A 17143-nucleotide genomic window follows, 5' to 3' on the forward strand; every position below is an offset into this window, starting at 1 on the left:
GTGCTCAGCTCGCCTTGGAGAGACTTTCGTCCTCGGGCGAGTTCAGATAGACGCCCGACATGGTGTCGACCCAGCACAGATGATCGTGCACCTTCTTGACGCCCTCGACGTTCTCGGCGGCAACGATCGCCGCCTGCCGCGCCCGCTCCTCGGTGATGACACCGCTCAAGTGAACGATACCGTCGCGAACGATGACGTTCAGCCCGAACGGGCACCATTCGTTCTTCTCGATGGCATCGATGATGCGGCCGCGGATGTGATCGTCATCGGCGGTCGGATCCGGCACCTCGCGGGCGAGGCCGGCTACGGCCTGCAGCAGGTTGGCGCGCGACACGATACCGACGACCTTGTCGCCGCGGACGACCGGCAGGCGCTTCACGTTGTTCCGCTCCATCAGGTCAACGATCTCGGCGAGGGCGGTGTCCTCGGTGATGGTGACCGGCGATGCGCTCATGACCTCGGAAACCTTGCGGCCATGCTCGTGGACGAAGTCGCTGGCCGATTTGCCGGGGCCGAGGATGAACCGCAGCCAGCGCCCGCGCTTGCGCCCCGTACCGATTTCGCTGCGTCGGATGAAGTCACCTTCCGAGACCACGCCGATCAGCTTGCCGCTGTCGTCGACCACGGTGAGGCCGCTGACATGACGCTTCAGCATGATATTCGCGGCTTCGATGATGCTGGTGTCGGGGGTCACCGAGATGACCGATCGGGTCATGATCTGATGGGCGCGCATGGGCTGCTCCGCTGGCTTGTCGAATTTCTTTAGTTAGGGAGTTTCTAAACCAGGTCTCGCGGCGCGGTTTGACGCAGGTCAAGCCGATGAGGCTGGCCTTCTTGGTGCGGCGGATGTCATCGGCCTCTGGAATTGATGCAGCTCAACGTCCTTGAAGCGGCCGGCCCTATCCTGCCGCTTGCAGACCAGATGCGAGCAGGAATCCTTCCATGAGCGTGGTGCAGATCCTTCCTCGGACCGAAGAGCCGGCGTTGCCGGCGCCCCGCGGCGAACTGGTCGCGGGCGTCGTTCCCGCTCCGGCGCATAACGAACCGATCGCCGAGAAGCCATCCGCCAGGCCGGTGCCGGAACCTTATCCCTTCGACCGCTCTTTCCACGCGATGTTAGCGCGGTTCACGAATGGGGTCTCGCCGGCGGCCCTGCTGCTGGCTTGGCTCGATTGGAGCTTTCACCTTGCCGCGGCACCACAGCGTCGCATGGAGATCACAAACGATATCCTTCGCGACACTGGCCGCTTCGTGGAGGCTGCTGCGCACGCGATGTCACCGGGCCAAAAGCCATGGTCCGTGATCCGGCCGGTGGGACGGGACCGCCGTTTCAGGGAACCGCAATGGGAGGCCGCGCCATTCAACGTTCTGGCGCAGGCGTTTCTGCTCGGCGAGCGCTGGTGGCACGACGCGACGACCGGGGTGCGTGGCGTCTCGCGGGCGAACGAAGCCATTGTGGAATTTTCGGTACGTCAGATGCTGGACATGCTTGCGCCGTCGAATTTCGCGATGACCAACCCGGAAGTGCTGGAGAAAGCATTTCAGAGCGGCGGCGAGAATTTCGTCTTCGGCTGGCAGAATTGGTGTGGCGACCTGATGCGAATGCTCTCGGTCGAAAAGCCCGCCGGCAATGATCAATTTGTCGTCGGCCGGACGGTTGCGGTGTCGCCCGGAAAGGTCGTCTACCGCAACGAGTTGATGGAGTTGATCCAGTATTCTCCGACGACCGCAAAAGTGCGGCCCGAGCCGATCCTGATCGTGCCGGCCTGGATCATGAAATACTATATCCTCGATCTGTCGCCCGATAATTCGCTGGTCAAATATCTCACGGACCAGGGCTTCACCGTATTCGCGATGTCGTGGCGCAATCCGGACGCCGGGGACCGGGATGTCGCCTTCGACGACTACCGCAAGCTGGGTGTCATGGCCGCACTGGATGCGATCGACCGGATTGTGCCGGGTCGGAAGACCCATGCGCTCGGCTATTGTCTGGGTGGCACTTTGCTGTCGATCGCCGCTGCCACGATGGCCCGCGATGGCGACGACCGTCTCGGTACCATCACTCTGCTCGCCGCGCAGACCGACTTCACCGAGGCCGGCGAGCTGACGCTCTTCATCAATGAAAGCCAGGTTGCCTTCCTCGAAGACATGATGTGGCAGCGAGGCTATCTCGATACGGCACAGATGGCCGGTGCGTTCGCGCTGCTGCGCTCGAACGATCTGATCTGGTCGCGGGTGTCGCGCGACTACCTGATGGGCGAGGCGGCGCCGCAGAACGATCTTATGGCCTGGAACGCCGATGCGACACGGCTGCCATATCGCATGCATTCGGAGTATCTGCGCAAACTATTCCTCAACAATGATCTCGCCGAGGGACGTTACATTGTCGAGGGCAGGAGCATCTCGCTGTCCGACATTCATACACCGATGTTCGTGGTCGGTACGCTCGCCGACCACGTGGCGCCGTGGCGATCCGTGCACAAGCTCCATTACCAGGTCGATGCCGACGTGACGTTCCTGTTGACGAGCGGCGGCCACAATGCCGGTGTCGTTGCGCCGCCCGACGAGCCCGGACACAGCTACCAGGTGATGACCAAGCCCGCGGATGCGCCCCACGTCGGCCCGGATGAATGGCTGAAGCTGGCGCCGCACGCAGAGGGTTCGTGGTGGCCCGAATGGACCCGCTGGCTCGCCGCGAAATCCGGAGAGGTCGGCAAGCCGCCGTCGATCGGATTTGGAGACGTTGACAGCCTGCCTGATGCACCCGGCGATTACGTCCGTACCTAAAGCGCGATGGAGTCAGGTTCGATCGGCGTCCGGGATCACCTCTCCCTGCGGGAGAGGTGATCTGAGCTCTCGGTTCGCATTGATTCAACCAAAACACATCATGCTTTAGTCCTCCGGCTCCGCGTCCGGTGTCAAATCGGAGGAGCGGAATGGCTTGACCTTGTCCAGCTTGCGATAGGCCGTCCACGCGGTTCGCAGAAGCTTCTTCTCCCGCTTGCGGTCGAGAAAGCGAATGCCAGCCGCGGCGACGGAATTGTTCAAGGACGCAGCCAGGGCCTGCCCTCGCGCATCGTCGTTCAACTGTCCGAGCGACTTCTGGGCCCTGCGCAATTGCTTGAGGATCGCCTTCTGCTTGGTCAGTGACCTGTCGGCGAACAGGTCTTCCAGCGACTCGATCGAATAGGTCAGTCGCTTGTTGAGAATCCGCAGCTTGTGCCGCTTCTCGACGTCAAGCTTGCGCAGCTTCTTGGCCTTCCTGAGCAGGGTCCTTTCCCATCCGGTCAGCTGGGCCGTTGCGTGGTCGGCGAGCGGGCAGCGGCGCAGCCTGTTGGCGACTTTGCTACGGCGCGTCGACCAGGGGCCGCTCTCGATCCAGCTCGAGGTCAGTTCGACCAGCCGGCGATATCGTGCCGATTGCAGTGCGCGAGCCAGCAGGCGATGGCTCTCGGCGCGCTTCTCGTCCCAGTGTTGCAGTTCGGCGATCACCGAGAGCTCGTCGCCGGTCTCGGCCAAGATGCGTTCAATGGCGACGTCGAGGTCACGCACCATGCCGAGCTGGCTGTTCAGCCACTTCAACTCGGCCCAGACTTTGGGACGCAGCGCATCGTCAACCATGGGTGAGAAGAAGCGAATCGCGGTCCGCAAATGGGTCAGGGCGATTCGAATCTCGTGCAGCGCATCCGGATCGCCACGGCAGGTGCCGTCGTGCTGGGCGAGGACCGCCGCGAGGTGACGGCGTGCGATGATTCGGAAAGCTGTGTCGCAGGCCATGCCGGGGCTGAGGCGGCCGGGCAGCGTGTTGCGGCTCGCCGCCGGCTTGGGACGGGCGGTCGCGGTCGAATTCGTGGTGGGTCGCGCCATCCTAGCCCGCGCCAATCAGATTGCCTTGTTGCCCTCAGTGACCGCGTCCCGGCAGCCCTGGAGCGTCTGCGCTTGAGTTCCGGATGCATCGATCATGGTCCAACCGATATGGCCGATATTATAGTGCTCTTGCGACGCGGCAACCTCTTGGGTGGCATCGGACGCATCGCCGCGGCGACCGCCGATTCGGGCCTGCCGGGTCGCCAAGTCTGCGGTCAGGAACAGGCCGATGAAGGGCACGTTACAGTCCCGGGCGAGACTGGCGAAGGCGTCGCGCTCGACATCGCGAGCGAACACGCCGTCGACGATTGCCGAATGGCCTTGGGCCAGCACGCGGTGGGCTCGCTCGGCCAATTTCGCGTAAACGCGCTCCGCAAGCTCCGGCGTATAAGCGGATGGCGGAAGACGTTCCGTCTCGGTGACCCCGAACATCTGCTTGCGAATGACGTCGCTGCGTAGCACCACGGCGCCCGGTTGTGGTACGATGGTTGGCGCGAGCGCGCGCGCCACAACCGTCTTGCCGGTGCCGGACAATCCGCCCACGGCAATCAGACGCGGAGCGGGGGGCGTGATCAGCGTTCGGGCCAGGTCAAAATAACTGCGCGCTTCGTCCAGAACGCCGGCTTCGTCGGAATGAGACGGCTTCAGCCGCGCCAACGCCACCTGGGCCCGGATCGCGGCGCGGATCGACATGAACAGCGGCAGTGCCCCGAGCGCGTCGAGATTTTCGACAGGCGTCGCGGCAAGATATCCGTTCAGGAGGGCGTTGGCTGCCAGCGGTTGACCGTGGCGTAACAGATCCATCAGGGTGAAGGCGAGGTCGTAGAGCACGTCGACGGTCGCCATCTGCGCGTCGAACTCGATCGCGTCGAACAGCACGGGCTGCTGCTCGATCATAACGATGTTTGCAAGATGCAGGTCGCCGTGGCAGCGGCGTACGAAACCTGTTCGGGCGCGCTCTTCGAGCAAGGGGCGGGCGCGAAGGAATGCGGCGCGCGAGGATTGCGCGAGCTGCTCGATCTCTGCGACGGGAAAATGATTGCCGGTGTGCAAGCCATTGCCGTTGCCGTCGATCAGGGCAGGAATGGAGGACACCCACGCCGTGCCATCAGCGGGCGCCGCTGCGGCATGCGAAGCCGCGATCGCGTCGGCGATGGCTGTCGCAAGGTCCGCATCGAACGATGCGGTCTTCGCCAGATGGTCCAGTGTCCGGCTCTCGTCGAAACGCGACATGTCGACGGCATATTCGATGGGCCGGCCGCGGCCATCGATCGCTATTGATCCATCCGGTTCCTCCGTGATGGCCACGATACGATGATAGATCTGGGGCGCGTGCGGCCGGTTGATCCGGATTTCCTCTTCGCAGGCGGCCTTGCGCTTCTGCAGTGTCGAATAGTCAAGAAACGGAAACTTGACCGCCCGCTTGATTTTCAGGGCGCGCGTCCCGTCAAGGAAAACCGAGGCTGCGTGCGTGTCGATCCGCTTCACGCCGGGATGAATGCTCAATGCCGCAAAGATCCGTTCCTGGGTCGCAGAAGTGTCTGTCATCCCTGCCGGCATGTTGCAGATGAAGGCGCCAAAACGGTCTCAAACAGGGTAATCCTTAAGCCGGGATCACGACCAGTCCTTGACTTCCGTCAAGGCCCGTCGTCGGCTGGAGAAGCGGAGTTTTCCCGGCTTGAGGAGGATCAAGCGGCCGGAGCAGAGGCGGCCTATTTTGGCCAGCAAGGAGAGTCCGATGCCCATCAAGGATGTCTTTCTGCCACTTTTTGGCGCGCCGCGTGCCCCTACGCTGGCCGCGATCGAGAACTGCGTGGCCGTTGCTGCCGACCTCGGCGCCAGGATCACCGGGCTTGCGCTTGAGGACGATGTCTTTGTGCGGCCGAAGCCGGTGTTTCCCGACGATCCGGAGCCTGCCGAACTCGGGATTGCGGGTGAAGTGGGCGACATGCAGCAGCTCTTGAACGCATTCACCAATGCGGCCTCGCGCTTCGGCATTCGTGCGCAGAGCCGATCGGGCAGGGTCCCGGCTGATGAGATCGCATTGACCCTGGCCGAACATGCGCGCTTTTGCGACCTCACCCTGATCCCCGTGAAGCCGCACGACAGCAAGACCGAAAACATCGTTGAAACGTTCCTGTTCCAATCTGGCCGGCCGCTGCTGCTCTGCCCGGAGCAGCACGTTGAGGCGTTGCGGCCGGAGTTCGAGAATATCGTGATTGCCTGGGACCATTCGGCGCGCGCTGCGCGGGCGGTCGGTGATGCATTGCCGATCTTGCAAGCTGCTGCCGTGGTGCGCGTCGTCACGGTGGCGGACGACAAGGATGAAGCGGTCACGCAATCCGGCACAAGCCTCGTCCATCATCTCAGGGAGCACGGGATCTATGCATCATTTGAAACCGTGAACGGCAATGGCAGTTCGATCGGCAAGGTGCTGGGAAGCTTCGCGCAGTCCCATGCCGTCGATGCCATTGTCATGGGCGCCTACCATCATTCGCGCCTGAACGAGACCGTCTGGGGCGGTGTGACCAAGACTGTCATCGGCCAGCCACCTTGCTGGGTGATGATGTCGCACTAGGGACGCGTTTCACCCACATCCGGGTTAGCTTCTGTCGGACCTGTTGCCCGAACGGACGAATACAGTCATGTCGATTTACCGCCTGAAGAACTTGCTATCGCCCCGATCAGTCGCGCTTGTCGGCGCAAGCTCTCGCCCGGTCTCTGTCGGGCGCGCGGTCCTGGAGAACATTCGCAAGGCTGGATTCAAGGGGCAGTTTGGCCTGGTGAACCCGCGTCATGCCGAGATCGGCGGCATGGCTGCGGTGAGGAGCCTGGCGCAATTGCCCTTCGTGCCCGAGCTCGTTGTCGTCACCGCGCCAGCGCATGAGATCCCTGATATCATCGACCAGGCCGGCCGTCGCGGCTCGGCCGGTGCCTTGATTGTCTCGGCCGGACTTGGCAATGGCCCGGGATCCTTGCAGGAGGCGGCCATCGCGGCCGCCCGCAACCATGGAATGCGGCTGATTGGTCCCAATTGCCTTGGCATCATGATGCCCGGCGCAAATCTCAATGCGAGCTTTGCCGCGCGCATGCCGTCGTCCGGAAGCCTCGCTCTGATCTCGCAATCGGGTGCGATCGCGGCCGGCATGGTGGATTGGGCCGCGCAGCGCGGCGTCGGCTTCTCAGGCATCGTCACGATTGGCGATCAGATCGACGTCGATATCGCCGACCTGCTCGACCATTTCGCGATGGACCACAAGACTCGCGCGATCCTGCTTTATATAGAGGCCATCAAGAACGCGCCGAAGTTCATGTCGGCTGCGCGCGCGGCTGCGCGCGTCAAACCCGTCGTCGTGGTGAAGTCCGGGCGGATGGCGCAGGGAGCGAAGGCGGCCGCGACGCATACAGGCGCGCTTGCCGGCGCGGACGCCGTCTATGATGCGGCCTTCCGCCGTGCTGGCGTCCTTCGGGTGTCGGACCTGCGCGAGCTGTTCGATTGTGCGGAAACGCTCGGCCGGGTCGGATCACCACCTGCGGGAAAGCGCCTCGCCATTCTGACCAATGGCGGCGGGATAGGCGTTCTGGCCGTCGACCGGCTGGCCGACCTCGGGGGAATTCCCGCGCCCATGATGCCGGATACGCGTGAGAAGCTGGACGCAGTGCTGCCGCCGACCTGGTCAGGTGCCAATCCCGTCGACATCGTCGGCGACGCCGATGCATCACGTTATGCCGCGGCGCTGAGCGTGCTGCTCGACGATCCCGGCAATGATGCGGTGCTGGTCCTCAACGTGCAGACCGCGATTGCATCGGCCGCAGCGATCGCAACGACCGTGACGGAGCTCGTCGTCAAATATCGCGACAAGCACCGGAGTTGGGCCAAGCCCGTGCTGGCGGCCTGGGTCGGGGCTGATCAGGAGATCATTGCGACGCTGTCGACTGCCGGTATTCCGAATTATCCGACTGAAGACGACGCGGTGCGCGGTTTCATGCATATGGTCCGGCATCGCGAGGTCGTCGACGAGCTGAGCCAGGTTCCCCCTGCGATGCCGGATACGTTCGTGCCTGATATGGCCGCTGCAAAGCAGATCGTCGCGACGGCCATCGCCGACGGACGCAAATGGCTCGAGCCGGTCGAGATCAAGCATCTGCTTGGTTGCTATGACATCGCGATGGTGCCGACCTATGCGGCCGCAGATGTCGAGCAGGCGGTCGCCTGCGCGGATGAGATATTTGCGCAAGGCGCCACCGTCGTGCTGAAGATCATGTCGCGCGACATCGTGCATAAGTCAGATGTCGGCGGTGTCGTGCTCAATCTGACCACGTCGTCTGCGGTGCGCGCGGCCGCGGCGGATATTCTCGCGCGGGCGAGGAAGTTGCGGCCCGAAGCACGCATTGACGGCATCATCGTGCAAGCGATGATCGTCAAGGCGAAGGCGCGTGAGCTCATTCTAGGTCTCGCTGACGATCCGACGTTCGGTACCGTCGTGGTGTTCGGCCGCGGCGGTACGGCCGTGGAGATCATCAACGACAAGGCCCTGGCGTTGCCGCCGCTCGATTTGCAGCTTGCCCGAGATCTGATCGAACGCACGCGGGTGTCGCGGCTGCTGCGCGCCTATCGAGATGTGCCGGCCGTCAAGGAGGACGCTGTCGCCCTGGTGTTGGTCAAGCTGGCGCAGATGGCGGCGGACATTCCCGAGATCCGCGAGCTCGATCTCAACCCGCTGCTCGCGGACGAAACCGGCGTGACGGCCGTCGATGGGCGCGTCGCTGTCGGATCGCCGCAGCGGAAGTTTGCCGGCTCCGGCCCCACCAATTTCGCTGTTCGTGCCTATCCGTCGCAATGGGAACGCCGTCTGACGGTCAAGGACGGCTGGCGCATCTCGGTGCGTCCCCTGCGCCCCGAGGACGAGCCGACCATCCACGAATTCCTGCGTCACGTCACGGCCCACGATCTTCGGCTGCGATTCTTCGCGCCGATGAAGGAGTTTACCCACGAGTTCATCGCGAGGCTGACCCAGCTCGACTATGCGCGGGCCATGGCGTTCATCGCGTTCGACGAGGGGAACGAGATGGTCGGCGTGGTGCGGTTGCACTCGGATTCGATCTACGAGAGCGGTGAATACGCGATCCTGCTGCGGTCCGACCTCAAGGGCAGGGGGCTTGGCTGGGCCCTGATGCAGCTGATCATCGACTATGCGAAGTCGGAAGGGCTCAAGACGATCTCGGGCGACGTGCTCAAGGAGAACGTCGTGATGCTCGAGATGTGCCGGCAGCTCGGCTTCGAAATCAAGCCCGATGCGGCTGAGCCTGATATCTGCGATGTGCGACTGAAGCTCTGACGCGCGCTATGCGCGGACTTCGGGCGATGCTTCCGCGGCGGGCTCCCTGGCCGTCTTCCGCATGTTCTTGACAATGATCGCGATCAGCGGCACCAGGACCGGCACGATCGTGCTGAGCGGGTGATGGACTGCGCCAGTCAATTGAGCCTGAAACGCCCGGGCCTCGACCTGCAGGGCCTCGATCGACGTGTCGTGGATTTCATTGGCCAACTCGACGTCGCGGCCCGAAGGCGAGCGTCCTGCAACGACGAACAGAATTGCGGCGATGGCGAAATTGATCGCTCCGAGGATGGCGGCCGCGGCAATCGCGCTACAGATCTGGACCAGCGCGAAATAGGCTGACAGCTCCAGCATCAGGAGCCCGAATGCAGCGATCAGTGCCGCGAAGGCCCGCAGGCCAAGCCCGACCAGCAAATGACGCAGCCGGATATCCGCGATGATCCTGTCCGTGCGCCACAGGGCGCGCAGATGCTTGACCACATTCTCCGTATTCACCTAATGCCTCCTCAGCATGAAGCCGACAACCACGCCCAGCGCGAAGGCCGACGCCAGCGAGGCCACGGGGCGTTCCGTCATGAGACCGTGGAGCTGTTCCTGCTCCTCGCTGACGGTCTCGTTAAGCTCGGCCAGCGCGGCCTTGATCTGATCGGCGAGTGCGTCGGCGCGGTCCTTGGACGTCTCGAACATTTGCTCGCCGGCGGTGCTCAGCAGACGCGTGACGTCGATCTTCAGTGCTTTGAGCTCGTCGCTCATCCTGCCGGTGTCGAACATTGGCGGTCTCCATCGAACGGAGACAGCCTATGCGGACAGGCCCGAAGGCCATTGATTTGCGTCAATGAGGGGAACAGACCTGTGTTTGAGGCAAGTCAATCGAGCCGCGCCATGCCGGCCTAGAAGACAGTTATTGGGGCCGATCGTCCCATGAGGACATGCGCGTGAATTTGGAACCTCTGCTGCTGGCAACCCCGTCTGGGGATGGGCTCAAATTGAGACCCGAAGGGCCTTGGGTCGCGGCCAATGTTTCGGCTCTCGAAACGCTGTGCCGATCGGTCGGTGCGGATCTTGACCGCTCGCGAAGCGTAACGCTGGATATGTCGGGGATCAGCGCGCTCGACACGCTCGGGGCCTGGATCCTGGAGAAACTGTCGCGCAAGGTTTCATCTTCCGGCAGATCGGCACAGGTGGTCGGTGTGCCCGATCATTTCAGCGGCCTGCTGGAGGAGGTGCGCCAGGTCAATCGCCACACGCCGGCGCCGACGGCGGCGCCCAATCCGGTCCTTCTCAGGCTGAACGATCTCGGCAAGGCCACGATCGACGCCCGCGAAGAGGTCGCGACTTTTCTGCAAATGCTGGGTGCCTTGTTCATGGCCGTGATCGGCGTCGTGCGCCGGCCACGCTCGCTGCGGCTGACGTCGCTGGTCTATCAGCTCAACCGGATCGGACTGCAGGCGATTCCGATTGTTGCGCTGATCACCTTTCTGATCGGCGCCATCATCGCCCAGCAGGGGTTCTTCCATTTCCGCCGGTTCGGCGCGGAATCCTACACGGTCGACATGGTCGGAATCCTCGTCTTGCGCGAGCTCGGCGTCCTGATTGTCGCCATCATGGTCGCAGGCCGTTCGGGAAGCGCTTACACCGCCGAACTCGGCTCGATGAAAATGCGCGAGGAGATCGATGCGCTTTCGACCATGGGGCTCGACCCGATCGACGTGCTGATCCTGCCGCGCGTGGCCGCGCTCGTCATTGCGCTGCCGATTCTCGCCTTCATCGGATCAATTTCCGCGCTCTATGGCGGCGGTCTGGTCGCGCAGTTCTATGGAGACATGGGGCCGGCGATCTACATCGCCCGGCTGCATGAGGCCATCTCCGTCACCCATTTTGAGGTCGGCATCCTGAAGGCGCCGTTCATGGCGCTGGTGATCGGGATCGTCGCCTGCAGCGAGGGGCTGCGCGTGAAGGGGAGCGCGGAGTCGCTCGGTCGGCAGACGACGACGTCGGTGGTGAAGTCGATCTTCCTGGTGATCGTGCTCGACGGCCTGTTCGCCGTGTTCTTTGCTTCGATCGGAATGTGATCATGTCCGAAGCGAAGGACGAGTTCGCGATCCGCGTCCGTGACCTCGTGGTCGGTTTTGGCCGCCAGACCGTGCTCGACCATCTGTCGCTCGATGTCCGCCGTGGCGAGATCCTTGGGCTCGTGGGCGCGTCCGGCGGAGGCAAGTCGGTGTTGATGCGTACCATCATCGGCCTCATCCCGCGCCGAGGGGGGACGATCGACGTCATGGGACAGCCGGTCGATGGAGCGCATGATCGCAGCACGGCTGCGACATGGGGTATCCTCTTCCAGCAGGGTGCGCTGTTCTCCTCGCTGACGGTCCGGCAGAACGTACAGTTTCCGCTCCGCGAGAATCTCGTGCTGTCACAGGAGTTGATGGACGAAATCGCGGTCGCCAAGCTCGAAATGGTCGGGCTGCGCCCGCAGGACGGCGACAAGTATCCATCGGAACTATCCGGCGGCATGACCAAGCGCGTGGCGCTCGCCCGCGCGCTCGCACTCGATCCGCCGATCCTGTTCCTGGACGAGCCGACATCCGGCCTCGATCCGATCGCAGCCGGCGATTTCGACGCGCTGATCAGGACGCTGCAAAAGACGCTGGGGCTCACCGTGTTCATGGTCACCCATGACCTCGCGAGCCTCAACACGGTCTGCGACCGCGTCGCCGCGCTCGCCGACGGCAAGATCGTGGCGATCGGCCCGATGCGCGAATTGCTGCAATCCGACCATCCCTGGGTGCGGGCCTACTTCCACGGCAAGCGCTCGCAGATGCTGCAACCACAGATGAGATGAGACATGGAAACCCGCGCCCCCTATGTGCTGATCGGCAGCTTCGTGCTGGCCGCGATCCTCGCGGTATTCGGCTTTGTCTTTTGGCTGAACAACAGCGGCGGCGTCGGGCCGCGCGCGAATTACCACGTGCAGTTCCAGGGGCCGGTGCCGGGGTTGCTGGTTGGAGCGGGCGTGCTGTTCAACGGCATCCGGGTCGGTGAGGTGACAGAGCTTGGCCTTGTGCCCGATAATCCGCGCTTCGTTACCGCAACCATCTCGGTGGCTTCGGCAACGCCGGTGCGCACCGACACCAAGGTCGGGCTCGATTTCCAGGGGCTGACAGGCGTGCCGGTGGTGACGCTGGAGGGCGGCATGATCGTCGCCAAATCCACCGAGCCCCTGGCCTTGATCGCCGAGCCCGGCGCGGGCCAGAGCATGACGCAGGCGGCGCGCGATGCCTTGCGGCGCGTCGACACTGTGCTTGAGGACAATTCCGGCCCGCTCAAGGACACCATCGCCAATCTCAGGACGTTCTCAGATGGCCTTGCGCGCAACACGGGTAAGATCGACGGCATTCTGGCGGGCCTCGAGAAGATGACCGGCGGCGGCGCGCCTGCGCAGAAGGTGACCTATGATCTCCGCTCGCCGCAGAAGCCTGCCCCCGTCGGCAAGACGCTCTCCGCGTCGCTTGCCATTCCCGAGCCGACCGCAGTCGCGATGCTCCAGACGCAGCGCATGCTGTTCGCGCCGGTTGGCGACGTCACGGGGTTTGCCGACTTCCTGTGGGCCGACAGCATTCCAAAGCTGGTGCAGGCGCGGCTGATCGACAGTTTTGAGAATTACGATATCGCCCACGCCCCGCTGCGGACGACTGACCTGGGGCAGGCAGACTACCAGCTTCTCATCGACATCAGGCGCTTTCGCATCTCCACCCTGGGCGAGACCCGGGTCGAGATCGAATTGTCGGCTCGGATCGTCGACAAGGCCGGCAAGGTGATCGCATCACGTCTCGTTGAGGCCGGCGAGAAGCTTGACAGGCTCGAGCCGGCCGCCGCAGTCGCGGCCTTCGACGCCGCCTTCGCGCGCATAGCCAGTGAGCTGATCGGCTGGACGGTGGAGGCGGTCTGACGCCCGTTTATTCCAGCGTCTTCAGATAGGACAGGAGGTCGTGGATCTGCTCCGGCTCGAGCTCGAAGGCGGGCATGTCGGCGTGACCGGTATAGATACCCTCGGCGAGTGCTTCCTCGAGGGAATCGATTGGATAACGCTGGTGCAGAGTCCTGAACGGCGGCGCGATCTTGAGCGGGCTATCAGAGCGACGGTCGATCGCATGGCAGCGCGCGCAATTGGCTCGCGCGTAGGCCTTTCCGCGTTGCTCGGCGGTCGGGGCAGCAAGCGCCGGAGCGATCAGAAACAGCCCGATCAAGCCGTGGCATAGCGCGTTTCGCAGCATGGACGTCGGTCCCTTCGAGCTTCCGGCGCAGAATAGGGCGGGGACAGGTACCAAATTTGATCTGGGTCAATCGGCTTTGGCAGGTTGCAGTAAAATGCAGTCGGCGCGGTGGACTTTGCCGGGTCCGGAGATTTGCAGACGCCTGGGGCGATGGATGAAGGCTTCCGTGACGATGATTGAGCCGAACGGCCATTTTTGCAGCGACTGTGCGGTTCGCGGCTTCGCCGTGTGTGCGTCGCTCGAGCCGGCCGAGCTCCGCGAGTTTGAACATCTCGGGCGACGCGTTCATTTCGGGTCGGGCGAGACGGTGTTCTCCGAGGAGGATATCACGACGTCGTTCTATAACCTCCTCGAAGGTGTGTTGCGGCTCTACAAGCTGCTGCCCGATGGCCGCCGGCAGATCGTGGGCTTTGCCTTGCCCGGCGATTTCCTGGGGATGAATTTGTCCGGCCGCCACAATTTCTCGGCTGATGCAATTGGCGAAGTGACCGTGTGTCAGTTCGCCAAGGCGCCGTTTGGGCGTTTCATGGAGGAGCGGCCGCACCTGCTACGACGGATCAATGAGCTGGCCGTTCGCGAACTGAGCCAGGCACGCGACCACATGGTCCTGCTGGGTCGACGCGCGGCGGAGGAGAAGCTTGCAAGCTTTCTGCTCGCTTGGCGCCAGCGACTGCAGCCGCTCGGTGGCGCATCGGATATGGTTCCACTCCCGATGAGCCGGCAGGACATTGCGGACTATCTCGGCCTGACCATCGAAACCGTCAGCCGCACCTTCACCAAGCTGGAACGGCGCGGGGCGATCCAGATCGTCCATGGCGGCATCTGCCTGCGCGATCGCGCGCGCGTCGAGGCCTTGGCGGCAGCCTAGGTCCCGGCCTTTGCGGGGGCCGTCCCTGATTTTTGATCCGGATCAATGACGAGGAGCGCGCATCGCCAATAATCCCCGGAAACAAGTTCGGGAGGGGGAAAATGCCGATTGACGCGTTGCTGGTCACCGTTGCCGTCGTGGCCATGTTTGTCACATTCGCCGTTGCGTTGGCATGGGCGGATCGGCAGACCAGCGCGGGCCGGCGCGATTCACAAGCAAAACACTGAGTTCCCAAGGCCGCTGTCTCATTTTGACGCGATAGCAGCCTCGAACCCGCGATTCGGCCGCCCGCGTTATTCCGGCCCAGGGGTGAACTGTCGCCTTTGCAACTCTGCATGGCCGGAATTGCATTGACGCACGCTGCGGATGCGACTTCGTGGCGCAATCGCGTTTTGGCGGCTTGCTTCGAGCCGTGCCGGCGCTTTCCGGTTGAAAAGCCCGGCAACACTGACTACGCAGGGACTCCAGTGCCTCGCAGTCAGGAGTCCCGGCGTGCCTCAGGACAAGACCGGCGACCCCCGGCAATCGCCGGGTAACAAATTGTCGGTCCTGCGCAAGCATCCGATCTTCGCAGACTTGGATGCGGAAGCGCTCGATCAGCTCTGCCGCTACGCCAAGCACACCACGGTCAAGCGTGGCGCAACCATCGCCGCCAAGGGCGATCCCGGTAACAACCTGTTCGCGGTCATCACGGGAACGGTCAAAATATCCTCTTCCTCGCCCGACGGCCGGAACGCCATTCTCAATCTGATCGGTCCCGGAGAAATCTTCGGTGAGATCGCCGTGCTTGATGGTGCACCGCGGTCGGCCGACGCGACCGCCAACACCAACTGCGAGCTTTACATCATCGATCGCCGCGACTTCCTTCCGTTCGTGAAGAGTCAGCCGGCGCTGGCGATGAAATTCATCGAGCTGCTCTGCGCTCGGTTGCGCTGGACCAGCCAGCAGGTCGAGCAGGTGATCCTGCAGAATCTGCCGGGTCGGCTCGCGAGCGCGTTGCTCGGGCTGACCGAGGAGCGCAACTTCGACTCCGGCAGCGGCACCCTCGCGATCACCCAGCAGGAGATCAGCGAGATGGTGGGGATGACGCGCGAGAGCATCAACAAGCAGTTGCGCGCCTGGGCCGGCCGCAACTGGGTGCGCCTCGAGCATGGCGCCATCGTCGTGCTCGATATCGATGCGCTGCGCGAGCTCGCCGAGAGCGGCCTCGACGGCGAGTGATCTCGTCGGTGTAGCCGTCGATGGATCGCGACCGCGGGTCCAGGCCGCGGAGGTGCGTCCGATCCTCACCGGAAAGCATAATATTCGGAAAATCGACATTCTGCGCCGATTTGCCCTGGACACCCCTGTGGGCGATCAATGCAAGTCCAGCATCGATCAATGCCGCATTTGGCTTGGACTCAGAATGTCGCCCGCCCTAGGGACGACATTGGCGATATCGCGCCGGTCGGCGCGTTAATCGCGCCCGGACTGCAAGCCGCAACCAATAGCGGTCGAGCACAAACCAGAGGAACGTCCATGGATACGATGAGCATCGTTACCGCGCATCCGGCATTGGCCGATGGCGCGGCCCGATTGCCGGGGAGCCGGCACCTGCCACACTCCCGCAGCAGTGGGCGCGATGAGCATCGCACTGCCACGGGCAGCGATCGCCAACCAGCCAAATTCGCTCGACACCGCCGCGCTATCCTACGAAGGTGGTGCAGTTGCAACGCTTGACTTCACGCCAGAAGTGGAGCGACCCAAGGTGGTCCACAGCACCAGCCCAACGACGACATAATCAACTCAGGAGGAAACCCCAGATGAAGACACTGATCGGTATCATCGCAGCCGCCGCACTGACGGTCTCGGCGCCATTCGCGACGGCGCGCGACTTCCGCTCGGCGGACGTCCATCCGGCCGACTATCCGACTGTCGAAGCCGTCAAGTTCATGGGCAAGCAGCTCGCCACCGCGAGCGGCGGCAAGCTTGGTGTGAAGGTGTTTCCGAACGGCGCGTTGGGCTCGGAGAAGGACACCATCGAGCAGCTCAAGATCGGCGCGCTCGACATGATGCGGATCAACGCCTCGCCGTTGAACAACTTCGTGCCGGAAACCGTCGCCTTGTGCCTGCCCTTCGTCTTCCGCGACACTCAGCATATGCGCACCGTTCTCGACGGGCCGATCGGCGATGAGATCCTTGCGGCCATGGAGCCTGCGGGCTTGGTCGGCCTCGCTTACTATGACAGCGGCGCCCGTTCGATCTATACCGTCAAGGCGCCGATCAAGTCGCTCGCGGACGTCAAGGGGCTCAAGATCCGCGTCCAGCAGTCGGACCTCTGGGTCGGCATGATCCAGAGCCTCGGCGCCAATCCGACGCCGATGCCCTATGGCGAGGTCTACACCGCGCTCAAGACCGGCCTTGTTGACGCCGCCGAGAACAACTGGCCCTCCTACGAGTCCTCGCGCCACTTCGAGGCCGCCAAGTTCTATAACGTCACCGAGCACTCGCTGGCGCCCGAAGTCCTCGTGATGTCCAAGAAAGTCTGGGACACGCTGAGCAAGGAAGATCAGGCGATGATCCGCAAGGCGGCGAAGGAATCGGTGCCGGTCATGCGCAAGCTCTGGGACGAGCGTGAGGAGGCTTCCCGCAAGACCGTCGAGGCGGCCGGCGTTCAGGTCGTCACGATCGCGAACAAGCAGGAATTCGTCGACGCGATGAAGCCGGTGTACCAGAAGTTCGCCGGTGACGAAAAGCTCTCGAGCCTCGTCAAGCGCATCCAGGACACCAAGTAAAACACAGCGGGACCGGGT

Annotated in this window: 17 protein-coding genes; 11 read left to right on the forward strand and 6 right to left on the reverse strand. The window is 63.2% G+C overall.

What is annotated here, in order from left to right; genetic code table 11:
* Nucleotides 1-4: 4 nt before the first annotated feature.
* A complete protein-coding gene (locus JQ621_RS14405) occupies nucleotides 5-733 on the reverse strand; it encodes a CBS domain-containing protein (protein ID WP_212235353.1) in 729 nt (242 codons plus the stop codon).
* Nucleotides 734-942: 209 nt separating this feature from the next.
* Here JQ621_RS14405 and JQ621_RS14410 point away from each other — a divergent pair, with 209 nt between their 5' ends.
* On the forward strand, nucleotides 943-2787 hold the full coding sequence (locus tag JQ621_RS14410; RefSeq protein WP_212235354.1) for a PHA/PHB synthase family protein: 1845 nt from the start codon (nucleotides 943-945) through the stop codon (nucleotides 2785-2787).
* Between the two features lie 105 nt (nucleotides 2788-2892).
* Here JQ621_RS14410 and JQ621_RS14415 read toward each other — a convergent pair whose 3' ends face one another.
* Together JQ621_RS14415 and JQ621_RS14420 are read right to left on the reverse strand one after the other, a co-directional pair.
* Entirely contained in the window at nucleotides 2893-3867 is a 975-nt protein-coding gene (locus JQ621_RS14415; RefSeq protein WP_212235355.1) for a CHAD domain-containing protein, read from the reverse strand.
* Between the two features lie 15 nt (nucleotides 3868-3882).
* Entirely contained in the window at nucleotides 3883-5415 is a 1533-nt protein-coding gene (locus JQ621_RS14420) for a bifunctional aminoglycoside phosphotransferase/ATP-binding protein (protein ID WP_212235356.1), read from the reverse strand.
* Nucleotides 5416-5605: 190 nt separating this feature from the next.
* On the opposite strand from JQ621_RS14420, the gene JQ621_RS14425 reads away from it, so the two are divergent.
* Both JQ621_RS14425 and JQ621_RS14430 read left to right on the forward strand, forming a co-directional pair.
* The gene (locus JQ621_RS14425; RefSeq protein ID WP_212235357.1) at nucleotides 5606-6445 is read left to right on the forward strand and encodes a universal stress protein; all 840 of its coding nucleotides are present in this window, start codon (nucleotides 5606-5608) and stop codon (nucleotides 6443-6445) included.
* A 67-nt stretch (nucleotides 6446-6512) separates the two neighbouring features.
* Nucleotides 6513-9206, forward strand: a complete 2694-nt coding sequence (locus JQ621_RS14430) for a bifunctional acetate--CoA ligase family protein/GNAT family N-acetyltransferase (RefSeq protein ID WP_212235358.1) — start codon at nucleotides 6513-6515, stop codon at nucleotides 9204-9206.
* A 6-nt stretch (nucleotides 9207-9212) separates the two neighbouring features.
* On the opposite strand, the gene JQ621_RS14435 is transcribed toward JQ621_RS14430, so the two are convergent.
* The gene (locus JQ621_RS14435; protein ID WP_212235359.1) at nucleotides 9213-9701 is read right to left on the reverse strand and encodes a phage holin family protein; all 489 of its coding nucleotides are present in this window, start codon (nucleotides 9699-9701) and stop codon (nucleotides 9213-9215) included.
* On the reverse strand, nucleotides 9702-9977 hold the full coding sequence (locus JQ621_RS14440; RefSeq protein ID WP_212235360.1) for a hypothetical protein: 276 nt from the start codon (nucleotides 9975-9977) through the stop codon (nucleotides 9702-9704). It abuts the gene before it with no gap.
* A gap of 164 nt (nucleotides 9978-10141) precedes the next feature.
* Here JQ621_RS14440 and JQ621_RS14445 point away from each other — a divergent pair, with 164 nt between their 5' ends.
* From JQ621_RS14445 to JQ621_RS14455, 3 genes are read left to right on the forward strand one after another with little or no spacing between them, the layout of a single operon-like run.
* Entirely contained in the window at nucleotides 10142-11278 is a 1137-nt protein-coding gene (locus tag JQ621_RS14445; RefSeq protein WP_212235361.1) for an ABC transporter permease, read from the forward strand.
* Nucleotides 11279-11280: 2 nt separating this feature from the next.
* Nucleotides 11281-12051: an ABC transporter ATP-binding protein gene (locus tag JQ621_RS14450; RefSeq protein WP_212235362.1), complete on the forward strand. Its 771-nt coding sequence runs from the start codon at nucleotides 11281-11283 to the stop codon at nucleotides 12049-12051.
* Nucleotides 12052-12054: 3 nt separating this feature from the next.
* Complete coding sequence (locus JQ621_RS14455; protein WP_212235363.1) at nucleotides 12055-13158, forward strand: ABC-type transport auxiliary lipoprotein family protein; 1104 nt, start codon at nucleotides 12055-12057, stop codon at nucleotides 13156-13158.
* 7 nt (nucleotides 13159-13165) lie between these two features.
* Here JQ621_RS14455 and JQ621_RS14460 read toward each other — a convergent pair whose 3' ends face one another.
* Nucleotides 13166-13483 carry a c-type cytochrome gene (locus JQ621_RS14460; RefSeq protein ID WP_212235364.1) on the reverse strand — a complete coding sequence of 106 codons (318 nt, stop codon included), beginning with the start codon at nucleotides 13481-13483 and terminating at the stop codon, nucleotides 13166-13168.
* 154 nt (nucleotides 13484-13637) lie between these two features.
* Between JQ621_RS14460 and JQ621_RS14465 the strand changes: the two genes are divergently transcribed.
* The 5 genes from JQ621_RS14465 (at nucleotide 13638) to JQ621_RS14480 (ending at nucleotide 17125) form a co-directional block, all read left to right on the forward strand.
* The gene (locus JQ621_RS14465; protein ID WP_212235365.1) at nucleotides 13638-14351 is read left to right on the forward strand and encodes a helix-turn-helix domain-containing protein; all 714 of its coding nucleotides are present in this window, start codon (nucleotides 13638-13640) and stop codon (nucleotides 14349-14351) included.
* Between the two features lie 101 nt (nucleotides 14352-14452).
* Nucleotides 14453-14578 carry a hypothetical protein gene (locus JQ621_RS35775; protein WP_283813188.1) on the forward strand — a complete coding sequence of 42 codons (126 nt, stop codon included), beginning with the start codon at nucleotides 14453-14455 and terminating at the stop codon, nucleotides 14576-14578.
* A 265-nt stretch (nucleotides 14579-14843) separates the two neighbouring features.
* Nucleotides 14844-15572 carry a Crp/Fnr family transcriptional regulator gene (locus tag JQ621_RS14470; protein ID WP_212235366.1) on the forward strand — a complete coding sequence of 243 codons (729 nt, stop codon included), beginning with the start codon at nucleotides 14844-14846 and terminating at the stop codon, nucleotides 15570-15572.
* A 400-nt stretch (nucleotides 15573-15972) separates the two neighbouring features.
* Nucleotides 15973-16131 carry a hypothetical protein gene (locus JQ621_RS14475; RefSeq protein WP_212235367.1) on the forward strand — a complete coding sequence of 53 codons (159 nt, stop codon included), beginning with the start codon at nucleotides 15973-15975 and terminating at the stop codon, nucleotides 16129-16131.
* Between the two features lie 22 nt (nucleotides 16132-16153).
* The gene (locus JQ621_RS14480; protein ID WP_212235368.1) at nucleotides 16154-17125 is read left to right on the forward strand and encodes a TRAP transporter substrate-binding protein; all 972 of its coding nucleotides are present in this window, start codon (nucleotides 16154-16156) and stop codon (nucleotides 17123-17125) included.
* Nucleotides 17126-17143 lie beyond the last annotated feature (18 nt).

Source organism: Bradyrhizobium manausense (genome assembly GCF_018129685.1).
Lineage (GTDB): Bacteria > Pseudomonadota > Alphaproteobacteria > Rhizobiales > Xanthobacteraceae > Bradyrhizobium > Bradyrhizobium manausense_D.

Excerpts from the sequence above, each read along its gene's own strand:
- JQ621_RS14450 (WP_212235362.1), top strand. The coding sequence starts at position 11,281 with ATGTCCGAAGCGAAGGACGAGTTCGCGATCCGCGTCCGTGACCTCGTG.
- JQ621_RS35775 (WP_283813188.1), top strand. The coding sequence starts at position 14,453 with ATGCCGATTGACGCGTTGCTGGTCACCGTTGCCGTCGTGGCCATGTTT.
- JQ621_RS14430 (WP_212235358.1), top strand. The coding sequence starts at position 6,513 with ATGTCGATTTACCGCCTGAAGAACTTGCTATCGCCCCGATCAGTCGCG.
- JQ621_RS14410 (WP_212235354.1), top strand. The coding sequence starts at position 943 with ATGAGCGTGGTGCAGATCCTTCCTCGGACCGAAGAGCCGGCGTTGCCG.
- JQ621_RS14415 (WP_212235355.1), bottom strand. The coding sequence starts at position 3,867 with ATGGCGCGACCCACCACGAATTCGACCGCGACCGCCCGTCCCAAGCCG.
- JQ621_RS14465 (WP_212235365.1), top strand. The coding sequence starts at position 13,638 with ATGAAGGCTTCCGTGACGATGATTGAGCCGAACGGCCATTTTTGCAGC.
- JQ621_RS14440 (WP_212235360.1), bottom strand. The coding sequence starts at position 9,977 with ATGTTCGACACCGGCAGGATGAGCGACGAGCTCAAAGCACTGAAGATC.
- JQ621_RS14420 (WP_212235356.1), bottom strand. The coding sequence starts at position 5,415 with ATGACAGACACTTCTGCGACCCAGGAACGGATCTTTGCGGCATTGAGC.
- JQ621_RS14425 (WP_212235357.1), top strand. The coding sequence starts at position 5,606 with ATGCCCATCAAGGATGTCTTTCTGCCACTTTTTGGCGCGCCGCGTGCC.
- JQ621_RS14405 (WP_212235353.1), bottom strand. The coding sequence starts at position 733 with ATGCGCGCCCATCAGATCATGACCCGATCGGTCATCTCGGTGACCCCC.
- JQ621_RS14475 (WP_212235367.1), top strand. The coding sequence starts at position 15,973 with ATGAGCATCGCACTGCCACGGGCAGCGATCGCCAACCAGCCAAATTCG.
- JQ621_RS14480 (WP_212235368.1), top strand. The coding sequence starts at position 16,154 with ATGAAGACACTGATCGGTATCATCGCAGCCGCCGCACTGACGGTCTCG.
- JQ621_RS14460 (WP_212235364.1), bottom strand. The coding sequence starts at position 13,483 with ATGCTGCGAAACGCGCTATGCCACGGCTTGATCGGGCTGTTTCTGATC.
- JQ621_RS14455 (WP_212235363.1), top strand. The coding sequence starts at position 12,055 with ATGGAAACCCGCGCCCCCTATGTGCTGATCGGCAGCTTCGTGCTGGCC.